The 14,926-nt window shown below is 45.9% G+C and carries 15 protein-coding genes; 9 read left to right on the top strand and 6 right to left on the bottom strand.

Features of this window, described 5'->3' with window-relative positions:
* Nucleotides 1–15: 15 nt before the first annotated feature.
* Nucleotides 16–1,080, top strand: a complete 1,065-nt coding sequence (gene hemE / locus IQ263_RS06245) for a uroporphyrinogen decarboxylase (RefSeq protein WP_194066654.1) — start codon at nucleotides 16–18, stop codon at nucleotides 1,078–1,080.
* Here hemE and IQ263_RS06240 read toward each other — a convergent pair.
* Complete coding sequence (locus IQ263_RS06240; RefSeq protein ID WP_194066653.1) at nucleotides 1,077–1,316, bottom strand: hypothetical protein; 240 nt, start codon at nucleotides 1,314–1,316, stop codon at nucleotides 1,077–1,079. The two genes, hemE and IQ263_RS06240, sit on opposite strands and share 4 nt — an antisense overlap.
* 170 nt (nucleotides 1,317–1,486) lie before the next feature.
* On the opposite strand from IQ263_RS06240, the gene IQ263_RS06235 reads away from it, so the two are divergent.
* The 5 genes from IQ263_RS06235 (at nucleotide 1,487) to IQ263_RS28240 (ending at nucleotide 5,549) form a co-directional block, all read left to right on the top strand.
* Nucleotides 1,487–2,452: an NAD-dependent epimerase/dehydratase family protein gene (locus IQ263_RS06235; RefSeq protein WP_194066710.1), complete on the top strand. Its 966-nt coding sequence runs from the start codon at nucleotides 1,487–1,489 to the stop codon at nucleotides 2,450–2,452.
* A 538-nt stretch (nucleotides 2,453–2,990) separates the two neighbouring features.
* Nucleotides 2,991–4,589: a B12-binding domain-containing radical SAM protein gene (locus tag IQ263_RS06230; RefSeq protein ID WP_194066652.1), complete on the top strand. Its 1,599-nt coding sequence runs from the start codon at nucleotides 2,991–2,993 to the stop codon at nucleotides 4,587–4,589.
* A 98-nt stretch (nucleotides 4,590–4,687) separates the two neighbouring features.
* Nucleotides 4,688–4,873 carry a hypothetical protein gene (locus tag IQ263_RS28245; RefSeq protein WP_228049835.1) on the top strand — a complete coding sequence of 62 codons (186 nt, stop codon included), beginning with the start codon at nucleotides 4,688–4,690 and terminating at the stop codon, nucleotides 4,871–4,873.
* 215 nt (nucleotides 4,874–5,088) lie between these two features.
* Nucleotides 5,089–5,334: a type II toxin-antitoxin system Phd/YefM family antitoxin gene (locus IQ263_RS06220; RefSeq protein ID WP_333193773.1), complete on the top strand. Its 246-nt coding sequence runs from the start codon at nucleotides 5,089–5,091 to the stop codon at nucleotides 5,332–5,334.
* Nucleotides 5,331–5,549, top strand: a complete 219-nt coding sequence (locus IQ263_RS28240) for a type II toxin-antitoxin system VapC family toxin (RefSeq protein WP_228049834.1) — start codon at nucleotides 5,331–5,333, stop codon at nucleotides 5,547–5,549. Before IQ263_RS06220 ends, IQ263_RS28240 begins: the two co-directional genes overlap by 4 nt.
* Before the next feature lie 223 nt (nucleotides 5,550–5,772).
* Here the strand turns inward: IQ263_RS28240 and IQ263_RS06210 are convergent, their stop codons facing one another.
* Nucleotides 5,773–6,252 (bottom strand): hypothetical protein, encoded by a 480-nt coding sequence (locus IQ263_RS06210; protein ID WP_194066651.1) that lies wholly within the window; start codon nucleotides 6,250–6,252, stop codon nucleotides 5,773–5,775.
* Nucleotides 6,253–6,406: 154 nt separating this feature from the next.
* Here IQ263_RS06210 and IQ263_RS06205 point away from each other — a divergent pair, with 154 nt between their 5' ends.
* Nucleotides 6,407–6,718, top strand: a complete 312-nt coding sequence (locus IQ263_RS06205; protein WP_486579287.1) for a hypothetical protein — start codon at nucleotides 6,407–6,409, stop codon at nucleotides 6,716–6,718.
* A 315-nt stretch (nucleotides 6,719–7,033) separates the two neighbouring features.
* Here IQ263_RS06205 and ftsH4 read toward each other — a convergent pair whose 3' ends face one another.
* Nucleotides 7,034–8,908: an ATP-dependent zinc metalloprotease FtsH4 gene (gene ftsH4, locus IQ263_RS06200; RefSeq protein WP_194066650.1), complete on the bottom strand. Its 1,875-nt coding sequence runs from the start codon at nucleotides 8,906–8,908 to the stop codon at nucleotides 7,034–7,036.
* Between the two features lie 486 nt (nucleotides 8,909–9,394).
* Complete coding sequence (locus tag IQ263_RS06195; protein WP_194066649.1) at nucleotides 9,395–10,240, bottom strand: M48 family metalloprotease; 846 nt, start codon at nucleotides 10,238–10,240, stop codon at nucleotides 9,395–9,397.
* Nucleotides 10,241–10,790: 550 nt separating this feature from the next.
* On the opposite strand from IQ263_RS06195, the gene IQ263_RS06190 reads away from it, so the two are divergent.
* Entirely contained in the window at nucleotides 10,791–12,149 is a 1,359-nt protein-coding gene (locus IQ263_RS06190; RefSeq protein ID WP_194066648.1) for a sensor histidine kinase, read from the top strand.
* Between the two features lie 192 nt (nucleotides 12,150–12,341).
* Nucleotides 12,342–12,899 carry a hypothetical protein gene (locus tag IQ263_RS06185; RefSeq protein ID WP_194066647.1) on the top strand — a complete coding sequence of 186 codons (558 nt, stop codon included), beginning with the start codon at nucleotides 12,342–12,344 and terminating at the stop codon, nucleotides 12,897–12,899.
* Between the two features lie 261 nt (nucleotides 12,900–13,160).
* Here IQ263_RS06185 and IQ263_RS06180 read toward each other — a convergent pair whose 3' ends face one another.
* Both IQ263_RS06180 and IQ263_RS28235 read right to left on the bottom strand, forming a co-directional pair.
* On the bottom strand, nucleotides 13,161–14,333 hold the full coding sequence (locus IQ263_RS06180) for a GNAT family N-acetyltransferase (protein ID WP_194011491.1): 1,173 nt from the start codon (nucleotides 14,331–14,333) through the stop codon (nucleotides 13,161–13,163).
* A 155-nt stretch (nucleotides 14,334–14,488) separates the two neighbouring features.
* Nucleotides 14,489–14,926 (bottom strand): dihydrofolate reductase family protein (locus tag IQ263_RS28235; RefSeq protein ID WP_228049833.1); only part of this gene is annotated, 438 nt, incomplete at its 5' end.

The raw sequence follows: 14,926 nt of genomic DNA, 5'->3' as shown, positions 1-14,926 counted from the left end.
TAGAGAAAAGTTAAAATGTCGGCATTAAATGAAGTTCCCTTGTTGTTGCGGGCGGCCCGCGGCGAAACCCTAGACCGCCCGCCCGTGTGGATGATGCGCCAAGCCGGTCGCTACATGAAAGCCTATCGAGATTTGCGAGAAAAGTATCCCTCGTTTCGCGAACGTTCCGAAATTCCCGAAGTCGCCATCGAAGTTTCCCTTCAGCCGTGGCGCGCGTTTCAACCCGACGGCGTAATTCTGTTTTCCGATATCGTCACCCCAATGCCCGGTTTGGGCATCGACATGGACATCGCCGAAGGCAAAGGCCCGATTATCCACGAACCCATCCGCACTAAAGAGCAAATCGACAACCTCCAACCGCTGAACCCCGAAGAAAGCTTGCCGTTTATCAAAACAATCCTGCAATCCCTGCGCGCGGAAGTCGGCAACAAATCCACCGTGCTCGGTTTTGTGGGCGCGCCCTGGACGCTGGCGGCCTATGCGGTTGAGGGTAAAGGTTCTAAGTATTATGCCATCATCAAAAACATGGCATTTTCCGATCCAACTTTACTGCATCAGTTGCTGTCGAAATTCGCCGATGCGATCGCCGTTTATATGCGCTACCAAATCGACTGCGGCGCGCAAGTAGTGCAAATGTTCGACTCCTGGGCCGGCCAACTGTCCCCCCAAGACTACGAAACCTTCGCCCTACCATACCAAAAACAGGTTTTCGATCAAGTCAAAAAAACCCATCCCGACACCCCGCTAATTCTGTTAGTCAGCGGTAGTGGCGGCCTCCTCGAAAGCATGACAAAATCCGGCGCCGATATCATCAGCGTCGATTGGACAGTTGATATGGCTGACGCCCGCCGGCGTTTGGGCCCCAACATGAACGTTCAGGGAAATCTCGATCCCGGCGTGTTGTTTGGTTCTCAAGCGTTTATTCGCGATCGAATTCTTGATACAATTCGCAAAGCAGGCGATCGCGGACACATCCTCAATTTAGGACACGGCGTGTTACCGGGAACCCCCGAAGACAACGTGCGTTTCTTCTTTGAAACCGCCAAACAAGCCGACAAATTGCTCGCAGTTACTGCTTAATTTGCGATTTGATTGCGATATTTGTAGGGACACGGCATTGCCGTCTCCCTACCGTCGAAACAACACACAATATTTGTAGGGACACGGCATTGCCGTCTCCTTCCGTGCCAACAACACACAATATTTGTGGACAAAACACACAATATTTGTAGGGACACGGCATTGCCGTCTCCTTCCGTGCCAACAACACACAATATTTGTGGACAAAACACACAATATTTGTAGGGACACGGCATTGCCGTCTCCTTCCGTGCCAACAACACACAATATTTGTGGACAAAACACACAATATTTGTAAGAAATAGGACACGGCAGTGCCGTTTCCCTACCGTGGAAAGAGGACACGGCAGTGCCGTTTCCCTACCATCAAAAACCCCTCATTCCTCCCCTCTTCCCCTCCGGCAAAATGAACCCCAAAAAAATTTTTGTGACGGGTGCAAGTGGCTGTATCGGTCACTACATGGCCGAAACCTTGATTCAAGAGACCAACCACGAACTTTACCTATTAGTTCGCAACCCAGACAAGCTAAAATTTGACTGGAAAGCCCGCCCCGGCATCCATATCATACAAGGCGACATGAAAGATATCGATCGCCATGCCGAACTCCTGCAAACAATAGACGTAGCAATTTTAGCCGCCACAGCTTGGGGAGGAACCCAAGAAGTTTTTGATGTCAACGTCACCAAAACCCTGCGCCTAATTCAACTACTTTCGCCCGAAAAGTGCCAGCAAGTAATTTACTTTTCAACAGCCAGCATTCTCGGTAGAGACAACAACTTACTCGCAGAAGCCGGCGAACTGGGAACAGATTATATTCGGTCAAAATACGATTGCATGACGCAATTATCCACATTGACAAATGTGCCTCCAATTACGGCACTTTACCCAACCTTAGTATTGGGAGGAGACGCAGAAAAACCAGTTTCTCACCTGTCATCCGGTTTGCCACTTGTCGCCAAATGGATAGGTTTAATTCGCTGGTTTAAGGCAGACGGAAGCTTTCACTTCATCCACGGTGCAGATATTGCCAAAGTAGTTAGTTATTTAGTTGAACATCCGCCAGCTTCCGAGGAACCGCGACATTTTGTGCTAGGAAATCCGGCGATTACAGCTAACGAAGTGGTAGAACAAGCTTGCCAGTATTTGCATAAAAACATATTTTTTCGGATTACTTTGTCACCTTGGCTGGCCGATTTCTTTATTTGGCTGTTCCGAATTCAGGTGGCAGCTTGGGACAGATTTTGCATCAGCTACCGCCATTTTACCTATAAAAATCTGGTCAATCCCGAAAGCATCGGAATGCCGAGTTACTGCGGCACAGTTGCGGATATGTTAAGAACTAGCGGGATTCCCGATCAAAATGTAAAGTAGGTCAGAAGTCATTAGTTATTAGTTATTTGTTATTAGTTATTTGTTATTTGTTATTTGTTATTTGTTATTTGTTATTGGTAACAACTGACAACTGACAACTGACAACTGACAACTGACAACTGACAACTAACAACTGACAACTGCTTTCCGTACAACGTCATCAGTCCGATGGAAGAGAGAAGAGGGAACGCCAATGTGTACCTTACCAGATATATGTAGGGTGCGCCGAGGCGCATTTTACGAATAATGTAAGTTTTTCAAGTTCTTTTTTGTCTGAATCCGATGCTTTTTAAATGCGATTATCGTCAATTAAGGGTTAAATACGATAAGATATCAGCATTTGCTAACTTTAACAGGGAACTGCAACCTAAAAATTGCGATGTTTTATTGGTTTTAGGGGGTGTCACCCCTCGCCCGATATTCGATCGAGTGCAAGATCGTAATTTTAGCCTTAACATTAAGTCTTGAGAGCCGATCGAACTCTCACGCCCCGCCAGCCCGATCGCAAGTTGTTTACTGATGTGAGGTTTAACATAATATGCGAGTTCTCCTAGTTTATCCCCTGTTCCCGAAAACATTTTGGTCTTACGAGAAAATCCTAGAATTAGTCGATCGTAAAGTGCTGCTGCCACCGCTGGGTTTGGTAACTGTAGCAGCTATTTTACCCCAAGAATGGGAATTTAAGTTAGTCGATCGCAACATCAGACAAATCACCGAAGCAGAATGGGAATGGGCAGAGCTCGTTATTCTGTCCGCCATGATTGTCCAAAAAGAAGATTTGCTAGACATCATTCGCGAAGCAAAACGGCGCGGTAAATCCGTAGCTTGCGGCGGCCCTTACCCGACTTCCGTACCCGAAGAACCCCAAGCAGCGGGCATAGATTACCTGATTCTCGACGAAGGCGAAATCACTCTACCGATGTTCGTCGAAGCAATAGGGCGCGGCGAAAAAAGTGGAATGTATCGATCGGACGGCGTAAAACCCGATGTTACCACAACCCCAGTTCCCCGCTTCGATTTGCTGGAATTAGACGCCTACGATTCGATGTCAATTCAATTTTCGCGAGGCTGTCCCTTCCAGTGCGAATTCTGCGACATCATCGTCCTCTACGGGCGCAAACCCCGCACCAAAAACCCCCAACAATTGATCGCAGAACTAGACTGTCTGTACAACCTAGGCTGGCGGCGCGGCGTGTTCATGGTAGACGACAACTTTATCGGCAACAAACGCAACGTCAAACTGTTGCTAAAAGAATTAGAAGTTTGGCAAATAGAACACAAATTCCCCTTCAACTTCAACACAGAAGCATCCATCGACTTAGCCCAAGACCAAGAATTGATGGACATGATGGTGAAATGTCATTTCAATGCAGTATTCCTAGGAATTGAAACCCCCGACGAAGAAAGCTTGCAAATGACCAAAAAATTTCAAAACACCCGCAATTCCCTAATCGAATCAGTAGAACTAATTGCCAAATCCGGCTTGCGAGTAATGGCCGGATTCATCATCGGATTCGACGGCGAAAAACCAGGCGCAGGTCAACGCATTGTAGACTTCGCCGAAGCAGCCGCAATTCCGAGCACAACCTTTGGAATGCTGCAAGCTTTGCCGCACACTGCATTGTCCCACAGACTAGCAAAAGAAGGCAGATTGCGCGACAAATCTGGCAACCTCAACCAGACAACTTTGATGAACTTCATTCCAACCCGGCCGCTAGAAGACATCGCGCGGGAATATGTCCAAGCATTTTCTGACGTCTACGACGCTGAAAAATATTTAGACCGCACCTACCGCCACTTCTTGATGTTGGGTGCACCTACAGCAGATATACCATCAAGAATCCCCAGTTGGATAGACTTGCGAGCATTGCTAACCGTAGTGTGGCGGCAAGGAGTCAAACGCAAAACTCGGTGGAAATTCTGGCATCATTTATTCAGCATTATCAGAAACAATCCGGCAGTTTGGGATCACTATTTAACAGTGTGCGCCCACAACGAGCATTTTCTAGAATACCGTCAAATTGTGCGCGATGAAATCGAAGAACAATTAGCGGAGTTTTTAGCGGACGAAGCTCAACAAGCGCAGCAAAAAACCTTAATAGCTGCGATGCAGGAAAAAGAAGTGCAAGTAGTTTAAGGTTGGATGATTCAACCTTATACCCAGATACCCGACTTATTTAAGAAATCGGGTATCTGGGTATTCTCTTTTGTTAGGTGGGATTACTGATAAAACTTTTGGCTTCTTCATCATCAAACCCGCTGAATTGGATAAGCATCAAAAGCCTCATCGCAACTAATCAAAACAAGCGGCAGTCACTTTTCCGCACTCACCCCTCTACGGAAGAGCAAATTCAGCGGCTTTTGACACTGGCGCAGCAGCAGCAAAGTGCTCCAGTTATGGCCTACGCGATCGGAATTTGAGCAGTTGAAAATGCAGCAAAAATATTGAGACACCCGGTGTTTTGAAGCAGCCGGGTTTCTGTATGTTTATGATGGTAACTCTGGTGCGATGGAAAGCGGTATAGCGGTTATTAAGCGTTGTGAGTTATGCCCTATGCCCTCTTTGCCCGACAGCACCTCATATGAGAACTCGAAATGCTATAACTATTTATACATAGTAGAAATAGAATCAGATTGTGAGCGGTCAACAAATGGCACAAATTACCACCACTGAATTACCCCAAACCGTCCAAACTCTATTGATAGAAGTCGAACGTACTAAAACCCCTCTCACTGTCATCCACGAAGGAAAAGCATTAGTAATTATTTATCCTGCAACTACCGAAACTCTACGGCGCAGCTTTGGCGCTATGAAAGGAAGCGGTGAAATATTAGGAGATTTAATTGCTCCTGTCGCGGAACCGTGGGAAGTTTTAGAATGAAACTTTTACTCGATACCCACATTTGGCTGTGGTATTTACTCGGCGATCCGCGCCTATCGCGATCGCTTCAAATGGCGATAGGCGATCGTAATACCGAACTTTGGCTGAGTCCAATTAGTCAACGTAGGGTGCGCCGCCAAAAACAACTCTCGCCCCGCAACGGCAGATTAAACGAGCGACGCACCCTAAAACTTATAAATCAGCAACCTTATTGAGATTGGCTTTAGGAATTTTATTAATTTCGCAGTACATATTACATTGCTGCACCAACTCTGATTTAATAGCGAAAAACTCGTTGCACACCATGAAAATTCTGCAAGCATCTCCAAGTGCTCGATGAGGTTTGATCAGATATTTATACTTGGAGGGAAATTTATACTTAAAATTAGTCGATCCAAAGCATTTATTTTTAGCATAAAATCCGATAATAAACGATATTTAATCGAGAGAAAAGAGATGGCATACCTCTTTTTGAAAAATAAGTTGTATGTCAATGACTTGAATATTCGACTTATTGACTTTGGCCCTTTTCAAAAGCTTGAGATCCTCCCTCGCACCAAACAATACAATCTGGTCAACTTGATGCGTATTAAACAGATTGTGAATGTATTCGCGTAATTCATTTAGACATTTAGACCGTAGCTCTCTGGCTATAACTTTATCAGAGTTTTCTAATCGGTAGCTAGGATCGAATATTTTCTGATACTCTCCTCTTTCAATGTTTGCAACTCTTTCCAAGAATCCAACAGTTTTACCAATGTCATTGATAATATTTTTTCTGACAACTATGTCTACATCATAGGAGAACTTTTTGCTTTCCAATAAAACCGCCTTGCGATCTAAATCATATATCACCGCACCAATTTCTGTTGGAAAAAAGTATGCTCTATTAGAACCATAAATTGGTCCAAACTCCATATCTCAAAATAGAGTATTCATCCACCTACCTCTTAACTAGCCCAAGTTTTTAATACGTGACCAAGAATGAATTTCCAAAACTATCCCCCACTAACGCGCTTAATTTGCAGAATTATTCTGATACTTATAAATCAAAAAGTTGTCAAGTAAAAAGATGTTCAACTTTTTCACCCATAGGCTAAACTTCATCTACATTACACATAAAAGGTTAGAAAAAATCGACAACAGTGAAGCACTCATTCACCGCTACGAAGGCAACCCATTATGGTTGAAAAACGTGGCTAATCTGATTCAAGAGTTGGGAATCGGCGTGACAGAATTATTACTAGATGATACCATATTGTTGCCGGAAGATTTAAAAGATGTTTTGCATGAGCAGTTCGATCGCACTTCCGAACTAGAAAAACAAGTTTTGTCATTGTTGGCTAGGGAAAACCAGCCAGTCAACCTAGCAAAATTGCTATAAAAAGGACAAATATCATCATCGGATTTACTCAACGCGCTCCAATCTTTATCGCGGCGCTGCTCGATAGAAAAACAGGAAAGTCTTTACACTCTCCCACCTGTATTGAGGCGGTATATCAAAGGGTTTTAACCTTACGCGATTCGTATAAGTAAGTATCAAAAAACGCAGATGATATGGAAATCACCTGCGTTAACCTGCGGTTTAATTAAACAGGATTTACGGACTCCGACAAAGAAACCGGGTTTTTTCCAAATCTGCCGCCTACAGCAAAGTATTATCGTAAAAACCCGGTTTCTGGGCCCCGTGCAAACCCTTTTAAACTGAAGCCGCAGCCTTCTCTAAAGGCAGCACTTGACTGAGGAATTTGTGCAGTTGCTCACCTTCCACCACTTCAGTTTCCAACAGTTGCTGCGTAATTGTTTCCAACAATTCCCGATTAGCTTTCAGAATATCCAAAGCTTGCTGATGTGCAGTTTCGACAATCTCTTTGACTTCTTGGTCGATCGCCTCCGCAGTTTGAGCACTTACCGCACGGCGGGCATTTCCCATACCATCATTGAGGAACATTGCTTGTTGACCTCGATCGTAAGCAAGAGGCCCCAAAACCTTACTCATCCCGTAAGTTGTCACCATCCGTTCAGCTAAATCCGTCGCCCTTTGCAAGTCGTTGGAAGCGCCAGTAGTAATGCTACCAAACACCACTTCCTCAGCCGATCGCCCGCCCAGCAAAGTTGCAATTTGACCGCGCAATTCCGACTCATCCAACAAGAAACGGTCTTCAGTCGGTACTTGCAACGTGTAACCCAATGCAGCCATACCGCGCGGGACGATCGAGATTTTTGACACTTCGCCGCCGCCCGTCATCGCAGCACCAACCATCGCGTGCCCGACTTCGTGGTAAGCTACAATCTTTTTCTCTTTTTCATTGAGCACCCGGCTCTTCTTTTCCAAGCCCGCCACAACGCGCTCAAATGCCTCTAAAAAGTCTTCCTGTGCCACAGCGAGGCGCTTGTTACGCGCCGCTAGCAAGGCAGCTTCATTGACCAAATTTGCCAAATCTGCGCCCGAAAAACCGGGGGTGCGAGTGGCGATCGCCTTCAAATCAATATCCGGGCCCAACTTCACTGTTTGAGAGTGAATGTTCAAAATTGCTTCGCGGCCAGATAAATCCGGGCGATCCACTAAAACTTGGCGATCGAAACGGCCAGGGCGTAACAAAGCAGCATCCAAACTTTCCGGGCGGTTAGTTGCAGCGAGAACAATTACCGTAGTATTGCCCGCCGCAAAACCGTCCATTTCAGTTAACAATTGATTGAGAGTTTGTTCGCGTTCATCATTCCCCCCGAAGCTAGCGTTACTGCTACGAGATTTGCCGATCGCGTCCAACTCATCAATGAAAATAATACAAGGAGCCTGCTTCTTAGCCTGCTCGAATAAATCTCTAACTCGGGCAGAACCAACACCTACAAACAGTTCCACAAACTCCGAACCCGAGATACTAAAAAACGGCACTCCCGCTTCACCAGCCACTGCTTTTGCTAACAAAGTTTTCCCAGTTCCCGGAGGCCCGACTAACAGCACACCCTTCGGAATTCTCGCGCCAATTGCGGTATATTTGTCGGGAGTTTTCAGGAATTCCACAACTTCGACTAATTCAGTTTTAGCCTCTTCTACGCCAGCTACGTCAGCAAAAGTAATCTTCGCAGATTCACCTTCCACGTAGACCTTAGCTTTACTTTTGCCGATCGACAGCGCACCCTGTGGCCCACCACCGCCCCGGTTCATAAAAAATTGAAAAATCGCCACAAAAATCAGCGGCGGAATCACCCAGCTCAAAACACTGCCAATCCAGCCATTTTTAGAAGGAGGAGTGGCCGCAAATTCAACGCCTTTTTCTTGCAAAAGTTTAGGCAGATCCAAGTCAAAAATGGGCGTAGTTGACAACACTTGACCTGGTTTGTCGTTTTCGCCTTTGAGTTGGTAGCGAATTTCATTTTGTCCTACCGAAGCTCGCACTACATCTTGTTCTTGGACTTGATGCACGAACAAGCTGTAAGGAACTCGCGGAATTTGCTCCCCAAACAAGTTGGGCAAAAAGATATTTGCCAGCAGAAACACACTTGAGAGCAATAACAAAATATTGCTAATTAATCGAAAACGAGGTAGTTTGGGCTGGTCTTTAATTGCCATTGATAACGGTTATCCTTTTTTGATTGAAACCTGTTTTATTCATTTATTTTCTCATCAAATATGTACAAAGTGCGTTGGCGGATTTCCTCACTCGATCGGGTGGGTTAACCGGACATCAGTGATTTAAGATTGAAAACGAACCGCTTTCGAGGCGAAGACACAAAGGAATAGAAGAAGAAAACAGACTTGTTATTGTCAATTATTAATAGTTAGGGTGATTGATTAGTTCACAATCCCTTGAACATTCTCTCTCTTTTCTTACTTCGCGAGCTTTGCGTCTTCGCGGTTCGACCTAGCAGTGATTTAGGATTAAAAACAAACCGTGAAGACGCGAAGACACAAAGGAATAGAAGAAGAAAACAGACTTGTTATTGTCAATCATTAATAGTTATGGTGGTTTATTAGTTCACAAGCCCTTGAACATTCTATCTCTTTTCTTACTTCGCGAGCTTTGCGTCTTCGCCGTTCAATTTAGTAGAATTCTAGCTAACCGCCAGACACATTCTTAGCAAACTCTTCGCGTCCAGAAACCAAATTAGCCGGAACGCCGTTAGGGTAATTTTGGGCGATTAAAGCTTGCAACTTTTGAACTCGGTTTTCAGGGTTGGGGTGAGAACTTAAAAACTCTGGTGCTGCTTCGCCATTCCTAGCAGCACCGAGAATTTGCATCAACTCAACAATACCTCTAGGATCGTAACCCGCCTCCGTCATAAATCGAAAACCGAGCTGATCGCTCTCAAGTTCATCCGATCTACCGTAGCGCAAACTCACAACTTGATTGACAGCTTGAGCAATTAATGCCGCCTGCTGGCCGCCACCGCGTTCGTCGCTAGCAGCCACCCCAACCGCCGTTACCAAAGACCTGCCCAACTGCTGTTTTGCCAAGTGTTCCGCAGCGTGTCGCCCGATAACGTGACCGGCCTCGTGTCCCAGTACACCAGCCAACTGAGCCTCGGAATTCAGCCGCCGCAGGAGTCCGGCGGTAATGAAAACTTGTCCCCCCGGAAGAGCAAAAGCATTGACAGTTTTGGGGTCTCGCAGCAGGTAGAATTGAAACGGATAACCTGCTTTTTTGGCCTCCGAACCGTTGACAACTTTTTTTCCTACTCGATCGACATACTGCTGAATACTCTGGCTGGGATAAAGCCCCCCGTATTGAGCCGCCATTTTGTCTCGCGCCTGCAATCCCAAAACTACCTCTTGGCGCTGTGAAAGCTGCACCCGTTGTTTCTCTCCGGTAACAGGATTTTCTACGTTGCTGCTAAAATAGGTAATTGCGCCAAAAAATGCCATTAACAGCCCGATCGCAGCGCGGAATAAAAATTTGTTCACAGGCGTTTACCTAAAAAGTTTCGCCAGTAAGTTACCATACTGACAGCTACTTTTACATCTATCTGAAGTATTAATCATCGAAAGTTGTTAGATTTTTTTTTGGATAATTTGCGAACAAGGCTTTTTTGAACGAACCGCGAAGACGCAGTACGCAAAGCGGCGCGTAAGCGCTAGGACACTAAGAAAGAGAAGAAGAGAAGAAGAGAAGAAGAGAAGAACGTTATAGTTGTGAATAGTTAGTTAATAGTTACTGAATGGTTATTAGTTCAAGATCGCTTGAAGATAATCTAGCTCTTTTTTTCCCTCTTCCCTCTTCCTGATGACGTTGGACGGAAAGCTTGGGGGAATATAACTAATAACCAATAACCAATAACCAATAACTAATAACTAATAACCAATAACCAATAACCAATAACCAATAACTAATAACTAATAACCAATAACTAATAACTAATAACCAATAACCAATAACTAATAACCAATAACTAATAACTAATAACCAATAACCAATAACCAATAACTAATAACTAATAACTAACAAGTTCGCAATATGTTTCAAGCTACTCGCCGCCGCCTTGCTATTTGGTACACTGCCGTTACTGCGGTGTTATTACTATTATTCGCCACGGGTTTCTATTTCTACGTCCGCAATACTTTGATCGATCGCATTGACGATACTCTAAATCATGTTGTAGAAGTAGTAGAACGCACACTTGTGATCGAACCAATAATTTTTGGTACTGCTCAAACCAAGTCTCAAGTGAATATTCAAGCCAGTTTTCGAGACAGCAGCGATTCTGTAGAAGATGACCACATCGATTTAGAATGGTTCAGTCCTACGGGCGATTTGCTGTGGTCTACTTTGTCGGAACCGCTGAATATTCCGATTAACGCTAACCGCACCGGCGAAACAGTTTGGGTAATTAATAATAAGTTGAACTCAGAGCAAAACTATTCCCTCAGACAAGTCACGCAGCGAGTGGAAATCGGCCGCCAAGTTTTGGGATATTTGCGAGTCAGCCATCCTTGGTTTGAAGTGACAAAACCGATCCGCCAATTAATTTTTGATTTGATTTTGGGGACTGGTTTAACTTTAATTGGCGTGGCGGCTATTGGCTGGTTGCTGTCGGGATTGGCGATCGCACCGGTGCGGGAATCTTACGGCCGTCTCAAACAGTTTACCGCCGATGCTTCCCACGAACTCAGAAATCCGATCGCCACTATTCAAACTAACGTACAAGTAGCTTTGGCGGAACCGGATATCGAACCGCAGCAACACCAACAGCTACAGGTAATCGAACGCCTGACGCGCCGTTTGGGGCGGTTGGTTGACGATTTGCTGTTTTTAGCCAGACAAGACAGCGGTATCCTGCAGCAGCAGTGGGTTGAGGTTCCCCTCGACGCTTTGTTGATAGAAGTAATTGAGGAACAACAGGCCATCGCCCGACACCAAAATCTCTCTCTTTCCCTCGAAATTATCGATTCCCCCAAGCTTGAAGATAACTTTACAGTTGTGGGCGACTGGGATCAGCTAGCGCGAGTATTTACCAATCTCGTCAGTAACGCAGTGCAGTACACAGCCTTTGGTGGCGAAATTGAAGTAGAATTGCAGGTTCCAGTCAAAAACAAAAGAAATTCGTCCGCGCTCAATTCTGTACTGCAAATCAAAGTAACAGACACCGGCATCGGTATTTCCCCGGAAGCGCTACCGCATTTGTTCGATCGATTTTACCGCGCCGATCCCGCCCGCACCCACAGCAGCGCCGCCGGTTCCGGTTTGGGATTAGCCATCACCAAAGCAATTGTCGAAAACCACCGCGGCCAAATCCGCATAGACAGCCAAGTCGATCGAGGAACCGCTGTCACCGTCACCCTCCCCGCCCACCAATCAGCAGAAATCAGCCTCTAACAATCCTCTCTTACCCTCTTCCCATCTTCCCCTTCTGGGCGCCCTCAGCGCCCTCTGCAGTTAAAAAAATCTACCCCTCAAACCTTGATTCTTCCTAACTCACACCCAAACACAACTATTAAAATTCATTTCCGGCATAGATTACCATGCTATTTGTTAGAAAATCTCGATCGAACTTGTGAGGAGTTACTTATGTTTCGCCACAATCTACCGTTCAAAAAAATCAGCCTGGTAGCAGCCACCTGCGGCGGTTTACTCGTCAGTCTCGCGACACTTACCCAAGCAGGCGGCCCCCCGCCCCAACAAGGAAAACCCGTTTCCGAACCAGAACCCGCGACTGGAAAGCCCGTCAGCGAACCGATGCGCGGTATGAATCCCGACCAGAGCCCGATGCCCTCAGCGCCAGCAGACGCGCCTCCCCGCTTCCCGATGCCCGCCGCGCGACTTACGCCAGCCGAAGGCATGGTAGTAATTAAACTCGTGAATACCACCAATGCCCTGATCAATTATCAAGTCCTAGGAGTCACCCAACCGCGCACTCTAGGCGAACAATCGGAAATTTTGCTTCAAAACCTCAAAGTACCGATCACCCTCACATACCAGCGCCCAGACGGTGGATTGTTGTTAGTTCGCCCCAAAGCCACCGCAATGCCGGGAATGTTGCAAGTAAGTTTTGGCGCTACAACAGACTTGAGCTCCGACACAAAATCGTTAGAAATTCAAGAAGACGGGAGAGTATTTTTGAATTAGTCATTGGTCAGTAGTCATTAGTCATTGGTCAGTAGTCATTAGTCATTAGTCAGTAGTCATTGGTCATTGGTCATTAGTTTAGGACTTACGCCAGCGCTGTCAGAAACCGGGGTTTTTACGATCGTCTTTTGTTGCAGCCCGCAAATTAGATAAAAAACCCGGTTTCTTGGGTTTCGATGCGTCCAGGACTGTAGTTATTGGATGGCAATTACCAATTACCAATGACCCCTGCTCAAATGCCCGCTGACTGCTGACTAATGACTACTTATTAAAAGGCAAACCCTCATTAACTAAATCAATTTCCTCCTGTTCCCTTTCATTAATTTGACCAATGTAAGACTTAAGAATTTGTGCCAGACGGTTGTTGTAAAATCTGTGCAAACTATAATTAGGCATCGCTGGAAAACCGCGCCGTTTTTTGTGCCGCCCGCCCGCACCCGGATCGAAGGTTTCGATACCCCGCTCGATCGCCCATTCGATCGGTGTATAGTAACAAGCATCGAAGTGCAAACAGTCAATTTCCTGCAAACTGCCCCAATAACGCCCGTAAAGTCGATCGCCCTTATACAAACAAAAAGACATACCCACCGGCACTCTGTCATCTTCCTTATCGTAAGCGGCGACAAATAAAACTCGATCGCGATAATTGTGGTGCAACTGTTCAAAAAATCGCTTAGTCAGATACTTGCTACCCCACCAACCAAACTTATCGCAAGTGTTCTCATAAAAAGCATACATTTGAGAAAACATCGGCTGGGGAATGTCATCACCAGTCAGAGTTTTCACCAACAAACCAGCTTGGTCAACAGCTTTGCGTTCGCGCTTGATATTGCGGCGCTGGTTGGCATTAAAAGCGCCTAAATAACCGTCAAAATTTTGATAGCCTTGATTTTGCCAAATATAGCTGTGGTGCAGCCAAGTGCTGAAACCGTGGTTTTCCATGCGCTGCCGCCATACTGGATCGACATAAAGGAAATTGCAGCCAGAGATATTGTGGCGATCGCAAAAATGGTCGATCGCGCTTACCATCACTCCCGTTAACTCATCTTCATCTTCCCCTTCAGCAATCAAAAACCGATAGCCTTCAGCGGGAGTAAACGGCGTCATTCCCATCAACTTCGGATAGTATTGTACACCCAAACGCTGAGCTAAATCAGCCCACTGATTGTCAAACACAAATTCGCCGTAGCTGTGGCTTTTGACATAAAGCGGCGCGCAAGCAATCAACTGTTTGTTGCGCCACACAGTCAAGTGATGCGGCAGCCAACCGGTTTTACCTGACGCGCTACCGGAGATTTCGAGATTGTTCAGCCAATCCCATTCTAGAAATGGAGTTTTGAGGGGCATAGCCAAGGCATCCCACGAGGCTTGGGGGATTTCGCCTATTTTGCTAATCCAGGCTACAGAATATTGAGCTTTTGGCTGTTCCAGCATAGGGAGATTTCTGTGTAGAGCGATCGAACTTCATTTAAGTTAATACAATTATTCGATCGCTGGGAATCGCGATTCGTCAGAAACCGGGTTTTTGGCAACATCTTTGATCGCAGCCACCAGATTCAGCAAAAAACCCGGTTTCTTGGGCCTTGATGTTATACGTGCGGCGATCGATCGACCTTATAATGCAAAAACACCTCTTGTCCCACCTGTTTAACCGCCAAAAGTTCCAATTTCAAAGCCAAATCCGCCAAAAAACCCTTTCCCTCAACAGGAGTCGGTGCATCCGCGCCGCCCAAAATTAATGGGCACACCGTCAACCAAAGTTCGTCTACCAAGCCCGCAGCCAACACAGACGCCACCAATTTTCCCCCGCCCAGAATCGCCAACCGTTTGATACCCAAGCTTGCTAGCTGTTGAAACCCATCAATCCAATCAATCTCTCCACCGGCAGTTTTAGCATAGATAGTGCGATCGAAAATCGAAGGAAGAAGGAAGAAGGAAGAAGGAAGAAGGAAGGAGGAAGAAGGAAGAGGCGAATTACTTGGAGTTTCAATTGCAAATCCTCCCTCTCCCCCAATCTCCCCCTCTCC

This window comes from Tychonema sp. LEGE 06208, from assembly GCF_015207505.1.
Lineage (GTDB): Bacteria > Cyanobacteriota > Cyanobacteriia > Cyanobacteriales > Microcoleaceae > Microcoleus.
This window is presented reverse-complemented; position numbering and strand designations above follow the sequence as displayed.